At 66.5% G+C, this 16,184-nt stretch carries 12 protein-coding genes and 2 rRNA genes (1 of these 14 cut by a window edge); 6 read left to right on the forward strand and 8 right to left on the reverse strand.

Features of this window, described 5'->3' with window-relative positions:
* Positions 1-228: 228 nt before the first annotated feature.
* Together glyS and glyQ are read right to left on the reverse strand one after the other, a co-directional pair.
* Positions 229-2,304: a glycine--tRNA ligase subunit beta gene (gene glyS / locus AASM09_RS21815; RefSeq protein WP_049430270.1), complete on the reverse strand. Its 2,076-nt coding sequence runs from the start codon at positions 2,302-2,304 to the stop codon at positions 229-231.
* A 77-nt stretch (positions 2,305-2,381) separates the two neighbouring features.
* Positions 2,382-3,293: a glycine--tRNA ligase subunit alpha gene (glyQ, locus tag AASM09_RS21820; RefSeq protein WP_049430272.1), complete on the reverse strand. Its 912-nt coding sequence runs from the start codon at positions 3,291-3,293 to the stop codon at positions 2,382-2,384.
* Between the two features lie 83 nt (positions 3,294-3,376).
* Between glyQ and AASM09_RS21825 the strand changes: the two genes are divergently transcribed.
* Genes AASM09_RS21825 through AASM09_RS21835 form a run of 3 tightly spaced genes read left to right on the forward strand, consistent with a single transcriptional unit; the run spans position 3,377 to position 6,892 of the window.
* The gene (locus AASM09_RS21825) at positions 3,377-5,212 is read left to right on the forward strand and encodes a GspE/PulE family protein (RefSeq protein WP_100443728.1); all 1,836 of its coding nucleotides are present in this window, start codon (positions 3,377-3,379) and stop codon (positions 5,210-5,212) included.
* Positions 5,184-5,930: a glutamine amidotransferase gene (locus tag AASM09_RS21830; protein ID WP_049430273.1), complete on the forward strand. Its 747-nt coding sequence runs from the start codon at positions 5,184-5,186 to the stop codon at positions 5,928-5,930. The genes AASM09_RS21825 and AASM09_RS21830 overlap by 29 nt, the downstream gene beginning before the upstream one ends.
* A gap of 50 nt (positions 5,931-5,980) precedes the next feature.
* Positions 5,981-6,892: a BPSS1780 family membrane protein gene (locus AASM09_RS21835; RefSeq protein WP_005411674.1), complete on the forward strand. Its 912-nt coding sequence runs from the start codon at positions 5,981-5,983 to the stop codon at positions 6,890-6,892.
* 85 nt (positions 6,893-6,977) lie between these two features.
* On the opposite strand, the gene tatC is transcribed toward AASM09_RS21835, so the two are convergent.
* The 4 genes from tatC to AASM09_RS21855 all read right to left on the reverse strand — a co-directional run bounded on the left by tatC (position 6,978) and on the right by AASM09_RS21855 (position 9,397).
* On the reverse strand, positions 6,978-7,727 hold the full coding sequence (tatC, locus tag AASM09_RS21840; protein WP_049430274.1) for a twin-arginine translocase subunit TatC: 750 nt from the start codon (positions 7,725-7,727) through the stop codon (positions 6,978-6,980).
* Entirely contained in the window at positions 7,724-8,185 is a 462-nt protein-coding gene (tatB, locus tag AASM09_RS21845; protein ID WP_049430276.1) for a Sec-independent protein translocase protein TatB, read from the reverse strand. The genes tatC and tatB overlap by 4 nt, the downstream gene beginning before the upstream one ends.
* A 15-nt stretch (positions 8,186-8,200) precedes the next feature.
* Positions 8,201-8,428, reverse strand: a complete 228-nt coding sequence (tatA, locus tag AASM09_RS21850) for a Sec-independent protein translocase subunit TatA (protein ID WP_049430278.1) — start codon at positions 8,426-8,428, stop codon at positions 8,201-8,203.
* Positions 8,429-8,503: 75 nt separating this feature from the next.
* The gene (locus tag AASM09_RS21855; RefSeq protein WP_049430279.1) at positions 8,504-9,397 is read right to left on the reverse strand and encodes a lipid-binding SYLF domain-containing protein; all 894 of its coding nucleotides are present in this window, start codon (positions 9,395-9,397) and stop codon (positions 8,504-8,506) included.
* Between the two features lie 165 nt (positions 9,398-9,562).
* On the opposite strand from AASM09_RS21855, the gene hemH reads away from it, so the two are divergent.
* From hemH to AASM09_RS21870, 3 genes are all read left to right on the forward strand, one after another.
* Positions 9,563-10,525 (forward strand): ferrochelatase, encoded by a 963-nt coding sequence (hemH, locus tag AASM09_RS21860; RefSeq protein WP_049430280.1) that lies wholly within the window; start codon positions 9,563-9,565, stop codon positions 10,523-10,525.
* Complete coding sequence (locus tag AASM09_RS21865) at positions 10,522-11,376, forward strand: alpha/beta fold hydrolase (protein WP_049430281.1); 855 nt, start codon at positions 10,522-10,524, stop codon at positions 11,374-11,376. Before hemH ends, AASM09_RS21865 begins: the two co-directional genes overlap by 4 nt.
* A 290-nt stretch (positions 11,377-11,666) precedes the next feature.
* Positions 11,667-13,772 (forward strand): methyl-accepting chemotaxis protein, encoded by a 2,106-nt coding sequence (locus AASM09_RS21870; protein ID WP_049430282.1) that lies wholly within the window; start codon positions 11,667-11,669, stop codon positions 13,770-13,772.
* Between the two features lie 400 nt (positions 13,773-14,172).
* On the opposite strand, the gene rrf is transcribed toward AASM09_RS21870, so the two are convergent.
* Together rrf and AASM09_RS21880 are read right to left on the reverse strand one after the other, a co-directional pair.
* Positions 14,173-14,287 (reverse strand): 5S ribosomal RNA (gene rrf, locus AASM09_RS21875).
* Between the two features lie 125 nt (positions 14,288-14,412).
* Positions 14,413-16,184 (reverse strand): 23S ribosomal RNA (locus AASM09_RS21880) (it continues 1,108 nt past the right edge of the window).

Here is a 16,184-nt window from a genome sequence, read left to right on the forward strand (position 1 = left end):
GGAGGTGACGATGCGAAATGCATCACGTCATTGGGGATCGGTTGTTAAGTGGCGGTCAAAATACGCGCCTTTGTGGCGATCGTCGTGATCGCAGGCGAGGAAGACGGCATCGTGCGCGATGCCGGAAATGACCCCGATGGACATTGTTCGGTGACGCCGGGCGTGGCCCGGCGCTACCGATGGGTCAATGCCAGTAGATCCACGCCATGCGTGGATGGCAGCTGCCCGTCAGCTCGACAGGTGCTCGATCGCTGCCACCTTGCCCAGGCGTTCGCCCAGCATCATCAGCAACGCCAGGCGGTTGCCACGCAGCGCCGGATCTTCCGCGTTGACCATCACGCCATCGAAGAACGCGTCGACCTGCGGTCGCAGGCGCGCCAGGCGCGCCAGCACGGCCACGTAGTCCTTGTGCTGCAGGCTGGCGCCGGTGTCGTCGATGGCTGCGGTGACCGCTTCGGCCAGCGCGCGCTCGGCGTCTTCCTGCAGCAGCGCGGAGTCGATCTGGGCCGGGATGTCGCCCTCGACCTTGCGCAGGATGTTGCGGATGCGCTTGTTGGCCGCAGCCAGCGCTTCGGCTTCCGGCAGCGCGGCGAAGGTGGCGATGGCATCCAGGCGGCGGTCGAAGTCGTACAGCGAGACCGGCTTCAGCTCGGCCACCGCGTTGAAGTGCGTGGCCGGCACGCCCTTGTCGCCGTAGTAGCCCTTCAGGCGGTCGAGGATGAAGTCGTACAGCTCGCCGACATCGGCCTGCACGTTGCGCGCCGCCAGGCCGGCATTGGCGCTGGCCAGCAGCGCGCGCAGGTCCAGCTCGAAGCCGCTTTCGATGATCGAGCGGGCCAGGCCCAGCGCGTTGCGGCGCAGGGCGAACGGATCCTTGTTGCCGGTCGGCTTCAGGCCTGCGGCGAAGCCGCCGGCCAGGGTGTCCACGCGTTCAGCAATCGCCAGCACCTTGCCCAGCGGCGACAGTGCGATGTCGTCGCCGCCGAAGCGCGGCTGGTAGGCCTCGTCGATGGCCAGTGCCACCTCGGCCGATTCACCACCGGCCGCGGCGTAATGGCGGCCGGCGATACCCTGCAGTTCCGGGAATTCATTGACCATGCGCGACTGCAGGTCGTTCTTGGCCAGCTCGGCAGCCCGCCTGGCCTGCGCCGGATCGGCGCCGACCTGCGGCGCGATCACTTCGGCCAGTGCAGCCACGCGCGCCACCTTGTCGGCCACGCTGCCCAGCTTGGCCTGGTAGGTCACCGTCTTCAGGCCGTCGCCCATCGACGCCAGGCCCTGCTTCAGGTCCTCGTCGAAGAAGAACTTGGCATCAGCGAAGCGCGGGCGGATCACGCGCTCGTAGCCCTTGGCCACTTCTGCCACGTCCTTCGATTCGATGTTGGCGATGCCGATGAACTTCTCGGTCAGCGTGCCTGCGGCATCCAGCACCGGGAAGAACTTCTGGTTGATCTCCATCGTCTCGATCAGCGCCTCCTGCGGCACCGCCAGGAACGCGCGCTCGAAGCTGCACAGCACCGCCGACGGCCACTCGACCAGGTTCACCACCTGCTCCAGGTTGTCGTCGGTGATGCGGGCGCTGCCACCGGCCTTGGCCGCGGCAGCCTCGACCTCGGCGACGATGCGCGCGCGGCGCTCGCTCGGGTCGACCAGCACGAACGCAGCGCGCAGCGCTTCAACGTAGTCCTGCGGCTGCGCCAGCGACACGGTCTGGTCGTGGTGGAAGCGATGGCCACGGCTTGCACGGCCAGCCTGCAGGCCGAACAGTTCGGCTTCGACCACGTTGGCGCCGTGCAGCAGCACCAGCCAGTGCGCCGGGCGGGCGAAGCCCCAGGCGTGGTCGCCCCAGCGCATCGGCTTGGGAATCGGCATCGCCGCGATCGCCTCGCGCAGGATCTCCGGCAGCAGGCTGGCGGTGCTCGCGCCCGGGGTCACCGCGCGGTGCACGAAGCGCTCACCCTTGTTGTCGGTGGTCTTCTCCAGCGCGGTCCAGTCGATCCCGGCCTTGGCGGCGAAGCCCTGCAGGGCCTTGGTCGGCTGGCCTTCGGCGTCCAGCGCGATGTTCAGGTATGGGCCCAGCACTTCGCTGTGCTGTTCCGGCTGTTCCAGGCCGACGCCCGGCAGCAGCACGGCCAGTCGGCGCGGGGTCGACAGCGGGCGTGCATCGCCCAGTTCCAGCGCGACGCCGCGCTTGCGCAGGCCTTCGACGACACCGTCGAAGAACGCCTGGGCCAGGCCCGGCAGCGCCTTGACCGGCAGCTCCTCGGTGCCCAGTTCAATCAGCAGGGGGGACAGTTGGCTCATCGGTTCGATCCTGTTGTGGGGGCGCAGCGCGCAACGCGTCCGGCGCCCCGGAAGTTGAGAGAGGGAGGGAGCGGCCGTCAGGCCTTCTTCGCGCCCGGGAAGCCCAGCTTCTCGCGCTGCTCGTAGTAGGCCTTGGCCACCGCCTGGGCCAGCGCGCGCACGCGCAGGATGTAGCGCTGGCGCTCGGTCACGCTGATCGCACGGCGTGCATCGAGCAGGTTGAAGGTATGGCTGGCCTTCATCACCTGCTCATAGGCCGGCAGCGGCAGGTTCACTTCCACCAGCTTCTGCGCTTCGCGCTCGCAGGCGTCGAAGCGGTGGAACAGTTCTTCCACGTCGGCGTATTCGAAGTTGTAGGTGCTCTGCTCCACCTCGTTCTGGTGGTAGACGTCGCCGTAGGTCACCGGCTGGCCGTCCGGGCCGTAGGTCCAGACCAGGTCGTAGACGTTGTCGCAGTTCTGCAGGTACATGCACAGGCGCTCGAGACCGTAGGTGATCTCGCCCAGCACCGGGCGGCACTCCAGGCCACCGGCCTGCTGGAAGTAGGTGAACTGGGTCACCTCCATGCCGTTGAGCCAGACTTCCCAGCCCAGGCCCCAGGCACCCAGCGTCGGCGATTCCCAGTTGTCCTCGACGAAGCGCAGGTCGTGCACCAGCGGGTCGATGCCCAGCGCCTTCAGCGAATCCAGGTACAGCTGCTGGATGTTGTCCGGCGCCGGCTTCATCGCCACCTGGTACTGGTAGTAGCGCTGCAGGCGGTTCGGATTCTCGCCGTAGCGGCCGTCGGTCGGGCGGCGCGAGGGCTGCACGTAGGCCGCGTTCCAGCCTTCCGGACCGATCGCACGCAGGAAGGTGGCCGGGTGGAAGGTACCGGCGCCCACCTCCAGGTCGAGCGGCTGGATGAGCACGCAGCCCTGCTGGGCCCAGAACTGGTTCAGGGTCTGGATCAGGCCCTGGAAGGTGATCGGAACGGTCGGGGTCGCGGACATGCGTACGAGTCTTGGCCGGCAAGGGGGTGCGCTAGTATAACGGCCGACCTGCGGGGCATTCCGTACCCGGGAGGAGCAGGCAGATGGAACATCGGCTGCCGGCAGGCACGCCCGGCGAGGCGGGCGGCGTCCCGCTGCCCTGGGGACGGCTGCATTTCGAGCAGATTGCCGCGGCCCTGGCCGCCGATGGACTGGTGGCCGAGCAGGACCGCGAGCGCATGCGGTTTTCCGCACAGGGCGCGCGCAACGCCAGTGAAGTGCATCCGCTGGTACTGCTGTCCAACCTCAAGCTGGCCGCCACCGGCGGCGGCGAACTGACCCTGGAACGCCTGACCGAGTGGCTGGCGCAGCGCACCGGCAGCCGCTACCTGCGCATCGATCCGACCCGTGTGGACGTCGCCGCGGTCACCGCGCTGGTGTCGCATGCCTACGCCCGCCGCCACCGCTTCCTGCCATTGGCAGTGGACGCCGAGCGCGTGCTGGTGGCCACCAGCGAGCCGCTGGTGCAGGAATGGCGTCGTGACCTGCAGCACCTGACCCGCCGCCGCATTGAGCTGGCGGTGGTCAATCCACTGGACCTGCATCGCTACACCATGGAGTTCTACGGGGTGACGCGCTCGGTGCGCGGCGCCCGTGGCGATGTGCGCGGCGAGGCCAGCACCACCCTGCCCAGCTTCGAGCAGCTGGTCGAGCTGGGCCGCACCGGCGACGTGAATGCCGACGACCAGCACATCGTGCACATCGTCGACTGGCTGCTGCAGTACGCCTACGAACAGCGCGCCTCGGACATCCACCTGGAGCCACGCCGCGAGATGGGACGCATGCGCTTCCGCATCGACGGCGTGCTGCACAAGGTGTTCGAAGTGCCGCCGGCGGTGATGACGGCGGTGGTCAGCCGTATCAAAGTGCTGGGCCGCATGGACCTGGCCGAGCGCCGGCGTCCGCAGGATGGCCGCATCAAGACCCGCTCGCCGGGGGGCCGCGAGGTCGAAATGCGCCTGTCGACCATGCCCACCGCCTTCGGCGAGAAGTGCGTGATGCGCATCTTCGACCCGGACGCGGCCTTCAAGAGCATCGACCAGCTCGGTTTCAGCCCGCAGGAAGCCGCTGGCTGGAATGCGCTGGTCGAGCGCCCGCACGGCATCGTGCTGGTCACCGGCCCGACCGGCTCGGGCAAGACCACCACCCTGTATTCCACGCTGAAGCGGCTGGCCACCCCGGACGTGAACGTATGCACGGTGGAAGACCCGATCGAGATGATCGCGCCCGAGTTCAACCAGATGCAGGTGCAGACCAACATCGACCTGGACTTCGCCAGCGGCGTGCGCACCCTGCTGCGGCAGGACCCGGACATCATCATGATCGGTGAGATCCGCGACCTGGAAACCGCGCAGATGGCGGTGCAGGCCTCGTTGACCGGGCACCTGGTGCTGTCCACCCTGCATACCAACGACGCGCCATCGGCGGTCACCCGCCTGCTCGACCTGGGCGTGCCGCACTACCTGCTGGCCAGCACCCTCAACGGCATCCTCGCCCAGCGCCTTGTGCGTACGCTGTGCCCGCACTGCAAGCAGCCGCACAGCCTTGGCGCGGCCGATTGGGCGGTGCTGGCTGATAGCCATGCCGCATATCCAGATGCCGCCACGCCCTGTCGGCCGGTCGGTTGCCTGGAGTGCCGGCGCACCGGATTCCTCGGCCGTATCGGCCTGTATGAGTTGCTGCCATTGGGTTCGCGGCTGCGCGGGCAGATCCGCGCCGACATGGACCTGGCCGGTTTCACCCGTGCCGCGCGGACTGAAGGGCTGCGAACCCTGCGCCAGGCCGGGCTTGAAAAGGTGGCGCAGGGGCTGACTACAATCGAGGAAGTCCTGTCAGTCCTGCCGCCCCCGGATGAACCCAGCCCCGTTCCTGATCCTTGAAACCGGCCGCCCGGTGCCGTCGCTGCGCCGCTACGGGCGCTTCCCGCACTGGATCCGCGTCGCCGCCGGGCTGGAGGAACACGAGACCGTGGTGGTCGATGTCGAGCACGGTGGCGCCCTGCCCGATCCGCACGCCTTCGCCGGCGTGCTGGTGACCGGCTCGGCCGCCTTCGTCACCGACCATGCCGACTGGAGCGAGCGCAGCGCCGCGTGGCTGCGCCAGACCGCCCACGACGACCTGCCGGTGTTCGGCATCTGCTACGGCCATCAGCTGCTGGCACATGCGCTGGGTGGTGAGGTGGCCTACAACCCGGCCGGCCGCGAGTCCGGCACGATCGAGCTGGAACTGCAGCCGCAGGCCGCGCAGGACCCGCTGTTCCAAGGCCTGCCTCAGCATTTCGCCGCCCACGCCACCCATCTGCAGACCGTGCTGCGCGCGCCCGACGGGGCCGAGGTGCTGGCCCGTTCGCCGCTGGACGGCTGCCATGCCTTCCGCTGGGGGCGCCAGGCCTGGGGCGTGCAGTTCCATCCGGAGTTCGCCACCCACCATATGCGTGGCTACGTGCGTGCCCGCGCCGACTGCATCGGCCGCCATGGCGGCTGCGCCCGCAGCATCGAGCGCGCCGTCAGTGCCGCGCCGCTGGCCCGCCAGCTGTTGCGGCGCTTCGTCCGCCAGGCGCGGCTGTCTTCAGCCCAGCCGATGGCAAAACAGGGATAATCGGCGGCACGGGCAGCCGCCCGGCCCCCTCCTGTCCTTCCCGGATGTCCATGAAAGAGATTCGCAAGCTGCCGGCTTCGGCGGGCGCCCAGTGGTTGCTGGATACGTTCTCCCTGTACCGGCGTGCGCCGCTGCAGCTGGCCCGGATCGGCCTGACCTGGCTGCTGGTGAGCTGGGTGGTCACGCTGTTGTCGACGCTGATTCCCGGCGCCGCCGGCATGGCGGTGCAGCTGATGACGCTGGCCATCTCGCCGATCATGTTCGGCGGCATGCTGTATGCCGTGGGCGAGATCGACGAAGGCCGCCCGGGCCTGGCTTCGCACCTGCTGCAGCCGATCCGCGACCACCGTGTCAGTCACCTGCTGGTGCCGCTGGCCATCCAGGTGCTGGCGGTGCTGCTGCTGGGCGCGCTGCTGTTCCTGATGATCGGCCGCGAGGGCTTCACCGCCTTCAGCGAGGTCATGACCAAGATGGAAGAGATCAGCCGCAGTGGCCAGCAGATCAAGCCGGACGATGCCGCCGCGCTGGTTGCCAACCTGCCGGCCAAGCGCATCGCGCTGTGGATGCTGCTGGTGTTCCTGAGTGCGGTCGCGCTGTCGCTGGCGATGTTCACCCAGCCGGCGCTGGTGGTGTTCGACAAGCAGAGCGGCATGCACGCGCTGCGCCTGAGCCTGCAGGGCTGCATCGAGAACATCGGCGCGATGATCGTGTTCGCCGCACTCGGCCTGATCGCCGCGTTCTGCATGTACATCCTGTTCGTGATCGTGATCCAGATCGCGATGCTGATCGGTGGCCCGCTGGCCGCCGCCTTCATCGCCCAGCTGGTGCTGACCACGGTGCTGATGCCGCTGTATGTCGGCGCGGTCTATGCCGCCTGGAAGCAGATGTTCGTGCACCGCGGCAGCCGCGCAGCCCCGCCGATTCCGACCACGCCGACCTCCAGCGACGTGTTCCACGCCTGACCGGTCCCACCGGTAGCGCCGGGCCATGCCCGGCGGTGGCATCACGTCGAACCCGGCACGCCGGGCATGGCCCGCCGCTACCGCATCATGCAGCGGGCTTCTTCACTACCGACGATGGCACCAGCCAGCGTGCGGCGTGGATGCCCAGCTCGTACAGCAGGCACATCGGGATCGCCAGCATCAGCTGCGACACCACGTCCGGCGGGGTCAGCACCGCCGCCACCACGAAGATGCCGACGATCGCGTAGCCACGGCCTTCCTTGAACTGCTGCGGCGTCACCCAGCCCAGCAGCACCAGGATCACCATCGCCACCGGCAGTTCGAAACTGCCGCCGAAGGCGAAGAAGATCGCCAGCACGAAGTCCAGATAGGCGTTTGCATCCGGCGTAATGGCGATCACGTCCGGGCTGAAGGTGGTGAGGAAGTGGAACACCGCCGGCAGCACCAGGAAATAGGCGAAGGCGCAGCCGGTGTAGAACAGCAGCACCGATGACACCAGCAGCGGCACCGCCAGGCGCTTCTCGCGCGCGTAAAGGCCCGGCGCGACGAACGCCCACAGCTGGTACAGCAGCCACGGCACCGCCACGAACAACGCGACGAAGAAGGTCAGCTTCAGTGGCGCGAAGAAAGCACCGGCCGGATTGGTGGCGATCATCGTCTGCCCATTGGGCAGCTGCGAGACCAGCGGTTCGGCCAATGCGTTGTAAAGCTTCTGGGTGAACGGCAGCAGCGCCAGCAGCGCCACCCCCAGGCCCAGCAATGCGCGCACCAGGCGGCCGCGCAGTTCCACCAGGTGTTCGACCAGCGAGCTCTCGCCGAAATCCTGTCCACTCATGGCTGGCGCTCCGTGCTCTGCGCTGGCGGCGGCGTACCGGCTTCAGCGGGCGCGGCCGAAGCCGGCTCGGCGGCACCACCGTCCTGCATCGGTTCAACCGCATCGGGCGCGGCGCTCATGTGCGGCGGCAGATCCGCTGGCGCCGGTGCACGGACTTGCTGCACCAGGTCATCGCCCTGCTGCTGTGCCTGCTGGGCTTCGCGACGGATCGCTTCGCCGCTGGCGCGCAGCTGGTTCTCGGTGTCCTGCATGCCCTGGCGCACGTCCTGCATCTGCCGCTTGATGTCCTCGGCCTGCAGTTCGCGCTCCAGTTCCTGTTTCACCGAATCCCATTGATTGCGGGCACGACGCACCCACAGGCCGGCGAAGCGGGCCGCCTTGGGCAGGCGCTCGGGACCGAGCACCACCAGGGCGACCACTGCAATCACCAGCAGTTCGCTGAAGCCGATATCGAACACCGCAACCGCTCCGGATCAACGTGCGTTGCGGTCGTGCTCGTCCTGCGCGGTGCGCGGGGCGTCCTGGCTGCGCGACTCATCGCCCAGCTGCGCGTTCGGCTTGTCTTCGTCGCGCATGCCCTTCTTGAATTCCTTGACCGCCGAACCGAGGTCCTTGGCGCCGCTGGTCAGGCGCTTGGTGCCGAACACCAGCAGGACGATGGCCAGCACGACCAACCAATGCCAGATGCTGAAACTGCCCATAAAGACGCTCGTTACGTTAGTGATCAGGCTGTCGAGCATAGCGCACCGGGTGTTAGCCGGCGCGCGTGACGAAAGTCAGTTTCCGCCCAGCGTTTCCGTGCGGATTTCGCCGTCGTTGACCGGCTGGAAACCCTGCTGCTGCGGCGGCGGGTTCTGCGGCACGTTCTGCAGCGGCGCGGTGGTGGCCTCGGCTGGGGCGGCCGGCGCTGCCTGAACAGGCGCCGGGGCGACGGCCGGGGCCGCTGCCGGGCGCGGCGCGTTGCCGCCGTTGCCGCTGCGGTTGTTGCGCGCAGCGTAGGTGGCCTCTTCCAGGCGATCGCGGAAGGCGACCACGTCCATCGACGGCGAACCGGCGGCGCGGCCTTCGAAGATCATCCGCGGCGTGGTGTTGCTGCCGTAGGCGTCGAGGTTGGCGGCGTCGTCGATCTGCAGCACCGCACCATCCAGGGCGACACCGGCGAACAGGCCGCGGGCACGCGACCACGACCAGATCTCGGCCTTCAGCTGGCCGTCGGTGGCCGCGGCGGCGTTGCGGCCCACCGGACCGGCGGCGACGCCAGCGTCGGCACCCAGCGTGAACTTGCCGTTGACCAGGTTGTCCAGGCTGCGATCGTTGCGGAACACCAGCACCACGTCCGAAGACTGCACGCCGGCCTGGAAGCCGATGCTGCCCCCGGTGAGCTTCACGAACACCGGGTTGGACCAGGCGCCATTGGCCATGCGCACCGACATCAGGCCGTGGCCACGGCGACCGCCGATGACCAGACCGGCCTTGATCGTGTCGGGAATGACGATGACCGCGCGGCCTTCGTCGAGCAATTTGTCCGGAATGCCCTGTTCAGGGATTTCCTGGATTTCAGCCAGCACGCGCACGGCATTGCGGGCACGCTGGTCTTCCTGCGGTCCGGCCATGGCCTGGCTGGACAGCAGGCTGGCGGCGATCAGCAGGGCTTGGATCGGGCGACGCATGGCAGGCTCCAGAAGTCAGTCCATAGGAAGATATAGCAAGTGACTGAAATTAGTAGTGTTGTCATGAATCTCCAATGAGCGTTCCCTGCTCACATTGATGCGCGCTATGCCTGCAATCCGAACCCTGCATCCCGGCGCGGCACCGGATCGGCGACAATACCGCCCATGCTCGACGCACCCGATACCGCCGTGCTGGCGGTCAACCTAGGCACGCCCGAAACGCCGACGGCCCCCGCCGTACGCCGTTACCTGGCTGAATTCCTGTCCGACCCCCGCGTGGTCTCGATCCCGGCGCTGCTGTGGCAGCCGCTGCTGCGCGGGTTGATCCTGCCGCTGCGCAGCGGCCGTTCGGCGGCCAAGTACGCCCAGGTCTGGCTGCCCGACGGCTCACCGCTGATGGTGCATACGCGCCAGCTGGCGCAGGCCATGCAGGCCCTGCTGCCGACCCTGACTGTGCGCCACGCGATGCGTTACGGCGAACCGGCGCTGGCCAGCGAGCTGGACCGGCTGGCCGCCGACGGCGCGCGCCGCATCGTGGTACTGCCGCTGTATCCGCAGTATTCCACCACCACCACCGCCTCGGTCGAAGACCGGGTCGATGCGTGGCAGCGCCGGAACCCGGGTGTAACCGTCAGCCTGGTTCGCGATTACTCGGTCGATCCGGGCTGGGTCGAGGCCGTGGCCGGCTCGATCCGGCGTTACTGGGAACAGCACGGTCGTGGCCAGACACTGATGTTCTCCTTCCATGGCATTCCGCAGCGCCTGGCCGATGCAGGCGATCCGTATCCGCAGCGCTGCGAAGCCAGCGCACAGGCCATTGCCAACGCGCTGGGCCTGGGCAGGGACGAGTGGCAGATGGGTTACCAGTCGCGGTTTGGCCGCGAGCGCTGGCTGCAGCCCTATGCCGAACCCAGCCTGTGGGCGCTGGCCGAATCCGGCGTGAAGCAGATCGACGTGGTCTGCCCGGGCTTCGCCACCGACTGCCTGGAGACGCTGGAAGAGGTCGCGATGGGCTTCACCGAGACGCTGGCCGAGCGCGGCGCAACAATGCGCTACATCCCCTGTCTCAACGCCGAACCGGAGCACGCACGCGCCCTGGCGCGACTGGCCGTGGCCTCGCTGGCATGAGCCTGCAGCCGCTTGAGCTCGAGGTCGGTGGCGCCCGCGTCGCCGGCCTTTGCAACCACGGCGACGGCCCACGCGTGCTGGCCCTGCATGGCTGGCTCGACAACGCCGCCAGCTTCGTGCCACTGGCCCCGCACCTGTCCTCGCTGCAGCTGGTGGCCATCGACCTGCCCGGTCATGGCCACAGCGCGCATCTGCCGGCCGGTGCCAGCTACACCACGGCCGCCGCGATCTGCCACGTACTCGATGTCGCCGACGCGCTGGGCTGGGACCGTTTCAGCCTGCTCGGCCATTCGATGGGCGCCGGCATCGCCAGCCTCACCGCCTCGGTCAGTGATCGCGTGGAGCGGTTGGTGGCGATCGAAGCGCTCGGCGGCCTGCGCGGTCCGGAAGAAGACACCGCCAACCGCCTGCGCGAGCACGTGAATGCCACGCGTGGGCTGGCACGCAAGCAACTACGCGTGTTCCCCGACCTGGCCGCGCCGATCCGCGCACGGATGATGACCAACCAGCTGAGCGAGCGCTGTGCACGGCTGCTGGTCGAGCGCGGCGTGGAACCGGTCGAGGGTGGCTACCGCTGGTGCAGCGATCCGCGCCTGATGCTGCCTACAGCGATCCGTCTCAGCGAAGGCCAGATCGACAACCTGCTGCAGGCCATCGCCTGCCCGACGCAGGTGATCTATGCCACGCCGGCGCAGTCCTACTATCCCGAGCCGATGCGCAGCGATCGCCTGCAGCACCTGCGCGATGGCCGTCTGGCGGTGTTTCCCGGCAACCATCACCTGCACATGGAAGATCCGGCGCAGATCGCCGAGGTGATCCTGCGCTTCTTCAGCAACGACAACGCCGGCTGAGTCGCGGCGTCCGCGCACTTCACTCTGCGCAGTTGCGGCCGATACATCAGTTGCGGGCCGCTGCGCCTGCAGCACGCAGGTCCGGTCGGGCCTGCGGCGTGTGTCTGGTTCTGCAAGGAAGTCCGCATGCCCGCTCCATTGCACCGTTACCCACAGGATGTGGTCACGGCGCCCCGTCTGCGCGACGTTGATTGCGTCGCATTCCCCGAATTCCCGGTCCATGCCCTGGCCACGCACTCCTGCGTGCGTCGCCGCATGGCCGCTGTCGTCTGCTGATCCAGGAGTCGCCGATGTCCGCTGCATTCTCCCGTCCCCCCGATACCGCTCGCCTGCCGCACCTGCAGCAGCTCGCCCGCCGCGCTGATCGCCGCCTGCTGATCGGCAGCGCAGCACTGGGCCTGGCTGGCCTGGTGCTGGCCCTGCGTGGTCCACAGGTGCAGGCCGCCGTGCTGGCTGCCGCTGCAGTGCTGCCTGCGGCGTGGCTGGGCGGATCCCAGGCTGGCCATGGCTTCGCCCGCAATGGCCTGGCCTCGCTGTTGTCACTGCAACTGGCGCTGGTGTGCGCGATCGTCGGCCTGTCACCGGCACTGCCGGTTGCCCTGTTGCTGGGCGTGCTGCTGGGACACCGCGATCGGCTGCCGGTGTGGCTGGCCGGTGGGGTCGGCACGCTCGCACTGCTGGCCCCGTTGCTGAGCGGTGCCACAGTGTGGCCGACGCTGCTGCAGGCCGGCATGTTCGCGGGCCTGACCCTGTTCCTCGGCCAGGTCGCGCTGCGGCTTCGCCAGCAGACCGAGACACTTGGGCATGGCCCGCGTCGCCTTGCCGCGCTGGCACGCGATATCGCCACCGGCGCCGATCTTGGTGCACATGCCGACACCAGCGCCTATGCGCCGGGTTCACTGGCCCACGCCCTGGCCGACACTGCGCGCCACGTGCAGGCCCAGCGCGGACGCGAGGCGGCGGCGCATGCCGAGAACGCGCAGATCCGCCAGGCGCTGGATGCCTCACGCACCGCGATGATGATCGCTGACAACGACCACGTGATCCGCTATGTGAACCGTTCGGTGGTAGCACTGCTGCGCAACCAGCAGGCAACGTTGCGACAGGCCTTCCCCGATTTCGACGCCGAACGCCTGGTGGGCAGCAGCATCCATCGTTTCCACGCCAACCCGGACCGCATCCGCGCCATCCTCAATGGCCTGCAGGTCACGCATAACGGCAAGGTGCAGATCGGCCCGGTGCACTTCGCGCAGGTGGTCACACCGGTGTTCGACGACCAGGGCGCGCGCCTGGGCTTTGCCGTGGAGTGGCATGATCGGACCCACGAACTCACGCTGGAGAACGCCGTGGCCGGCATCGTCGCTGCCGCCGCCGCCGGTGATCTCGACCAGCGCCTGCAGGCCACCGAAGGGGCGAGCTTCCTCGATGGCCTGACCGGTGGCATCAACCAGTTGCTGGATACGCTGGGCCGCACCATCGACGAAGTGCGGCAGATGCTCTCGGCACTGGCCAACGGCGACCTGGATCGGCGCATGCACGGCGAGTATCACGGCGCCTTCGCTGCCATCCAGCGCGACGCCAATGCCACGGCGGAACAGCTGGCACGCATGGTCGGCCGCATCCAGGACTGCGCATCGTCGATCAGTACCGCGGCCGGTGAGATCGCTGCCGGCAACGGCGCGTTGTCCGAGCGCAGCGAGCGGCAGGCGGCGCATCTGCAGGAAACCGCGGCCTCCATGGAGGAACTGACGGCCACCGTGCGCCAGAACGCCGCCCATGCGCGGGAGGCCAGCGCGCTGGCGTCCTCCACGCAGGACGCGGCCAGCGACGGCAACCTGGCCATGCGGCGGGTGGTCGACACCATGCAGGCCATCGAGGGCGCGTCGAAGCGGATCGGCGACATCACCGGCGTCATCGACGGCATCGCGTTCCAGACCAACATCCTGGCGCTGAATGCCGCCGTGGAGGCGGCGCGCGCCGGCGAGCAGGGCCGAGGCTTCGCCGTGGTGGCCAGTGAAGTGCGGGTTCTGGCGCAGCGTTCGGCGGCGGCGGCCCAGGAGATCAAGAAGCTGATCGACGAAGCCGGCCGCCAGGTGGGCGAAGGTGCCCAGCTGGTGGCGGATGCCGGCCAACGCATGCAGGGGATCGTGGGGGGTGTCGAGAATGTCAGCCACCTGATGCGCGAGATATCCGCGGCGTCGCAGGAGCAGTCAATCGGTATCGAGCAGATCAACCAGACCGTGGTGCAGATGGACCAGGCCACGCAGCAGAATGCTGCGCTGGTGGAGGAAGCAACTGCCGCAGCACGCGAGCTGCAGTCGCAGGCGGGAACGCTGGATGATGCGGTGTCGGTGTTCCGTCGGCAGGAGTCACAGGGCGTGGCGCTGGTCGCCTGATCCCGGCCTTCAACACGAGCCATGTGAAGACGGCGCCCGCAGGGCGCCGTCTTTTTTATGTGTCCTGCGTGACGGATCACGGGAGGCACAGGACCCGGTGGTATCGATCCTTTGGTAGTGCCGGCCGCTGGCCGGCAACCACGCCGCGCGCAGTGCGCATGCCCACACCACGCATCACGCATCACGCATGGCGTGGACCTACCGATACCACCACCGGATGCATTGCATGGCCCCATCACCGGTAGTGCCGGGTGCTGGCCGGCAACCTCGACACGTCCATTGCGCAGGCCCATGCACGTATCCACGCATGGCGTGGATCTACCGGTGCATTCCGGCAGCTGCATTTTCCTGCGCACAAAGAAAAACCCCGCTGCGTGAGCAGCGGGGTTTTGGGTATAAACCCTGGCGATGACCTACTCTCGCATGGCTTGAGCCACACTACCATCGGCGCAGCTGCGTTTCACTTCCGAGTTCGGGATGGGATCGGGTGGTTCCACAGCGCTAATTTCACCAGGGAGGCTTTTGGAGCGTCGCACTCGTCCCGGGGGACAAGGCGCCAGCCTCGCATAGTTCTTGTGACGTAGCGTGCACTTGGATGCTCTTACGACGTTGTCGTAAAGCCAAGGCAACTTGAGGTTATATGGTCAAGCCGCACGGATCATTAGTATCAGTTAGCTCAATACATTGCTGTACTTACACACCTGACCTATCAACCACGTAGTCTACATGGTTCCTTCAGGGGGCTTGTGCCCCGGGAGATCTCATCTTGAGGCGCGCTTCCCGCTTAGATGCTTTCAGCGGTTATCGCTTCCGAACATAGCTACCCGGCAATGCCACTGGCGTGACAACCGGAACACCAGAGGTTCGTCCACTCCGGTCCTCTCGTACTAGGAGCAGCCCCTCTCAAATCTCCAACGCCCATGGCAGATAGGGACCGAACTGTCTCACGACGTTCTGAACCCAGCTCGCGTACCACTTTAAATGGCGAACAGCCATACCCTTGGGACCGACTACAGCCCCAGGATGTGATGAGCCGACATCGAGGTGCCAAACACCGCCGTCGATATGAACTCTTGGGCGGTATCAGCCTGTTATCCCCGGAGTACCTTTTATCCGTTGAGCGATGGCCCTTCCATACAGAACCACCGGATCACTAAGTCCTAGTTTCCTACCTGCTTGATCCGTCGATCTTGCAGTCAAGCACGCTTATGCCTTTGCACACAGTGCGCGATGTCCGACCGCGCTGAGCGTACCTTCGAGCTCCTCCGTTACTCTTTAGGAGGAGACCGCCCCAGTCAAACTACCCACCATACACGGTCCCCGACCCAGATAATGGGCCCAGGTTAGAACGTCAAGCACGACAGGGTGGTATTTCAAGGATGGCTCCGCTGCAGCTAGCGCCACAGTTTCATAGCCTCCCACCTATCCTACACAGACGAACTCAACGTTCAGTGTAAAGCTATAGTAAAGGTTCACGGGGTCTTTCCGTCTTGCCACGGGAACGCTGCATCTTCACAGCGATTTCAATTTCACTGAGTCTCGGGTGGAGACAGCGCCGCTGTCGTTACGCCATTCGTGCAGGTCGGAACTTACCCGACAAGGAATTTCGCTACCTTAGGACCGTTATAGTTACGGCCGCCGTTTACTGGGGCTTCGATCAAGAGCTTCGCCTTGCGGCTGACCCCATCAATTAACCTTCCAGCACCGGGCAGGCGTCACACCCTATACGTCCACTTTCGTGTTTGCAGAGTGCTGTGTTTTTGATAAACAGTCGCAGCGGCCTGGTTACTGCGACCCTCTTCAGCTATAGCTCGCACGAGCCACCAAAAAGGGTGCACCTTCTCCCGAAGTTACGGTGCCATGTTGCCTAGTTCCTTCACCCGAGTTCTCTCAAGCGCCTGAGAATTCTCATCCTACCCACCTGTGTCGGTTTACGGTACGGTCTGCGTAAGCTGAAGCTTAGGAGCTTTTCCTGGAAGCGTGGTATCAGTGACTTCGCCATAAAGGCTCGTCTCGGTGCTCGGTCTTAAAGGATCCCGGATTTGCCAAAGATCCAAACCTACCGCCTTTCCCCAGGACAACCAACGCCTGGTACACCTAACCTTCTCCGTCCCTCCATCGCACTTACGCGAGGTGCAGGAATATTAACCTGCTTCCCATCGACTACGACTTTCGTCCTCGCCTTAGGGGCCGACTCACCCTGCGCCGATTAACGTTGCGCAAGGAAACCTTGGGCTTTCGGCGTGCGGGTTTTTCACCCGCATTATCGTTACTCATGTCAGCATTCGCACTTCCGATACCTCCAGCAGACTTCTCAATCCACCTTCAACGGCTTACGGAACGCTCCTCTACCGCGCATAACAAAGTTATGCACCCCAAGCTTCGGTTCTGTGCTTAGCCCCGTTAAATCTT

Origin of the sequence: Stenotrophomonas maltophilia (assembly GCF_039555535.1) — a bacterium.
Taxonomy (GTDB): domain Bacteria; phylum Pseudomonadota; class Gammaproteobacteria; order Xanthomonadales; family Xanthomonadaceae; genus Stenotrophomonas; species Stenotrophomonas maltophilia_Q.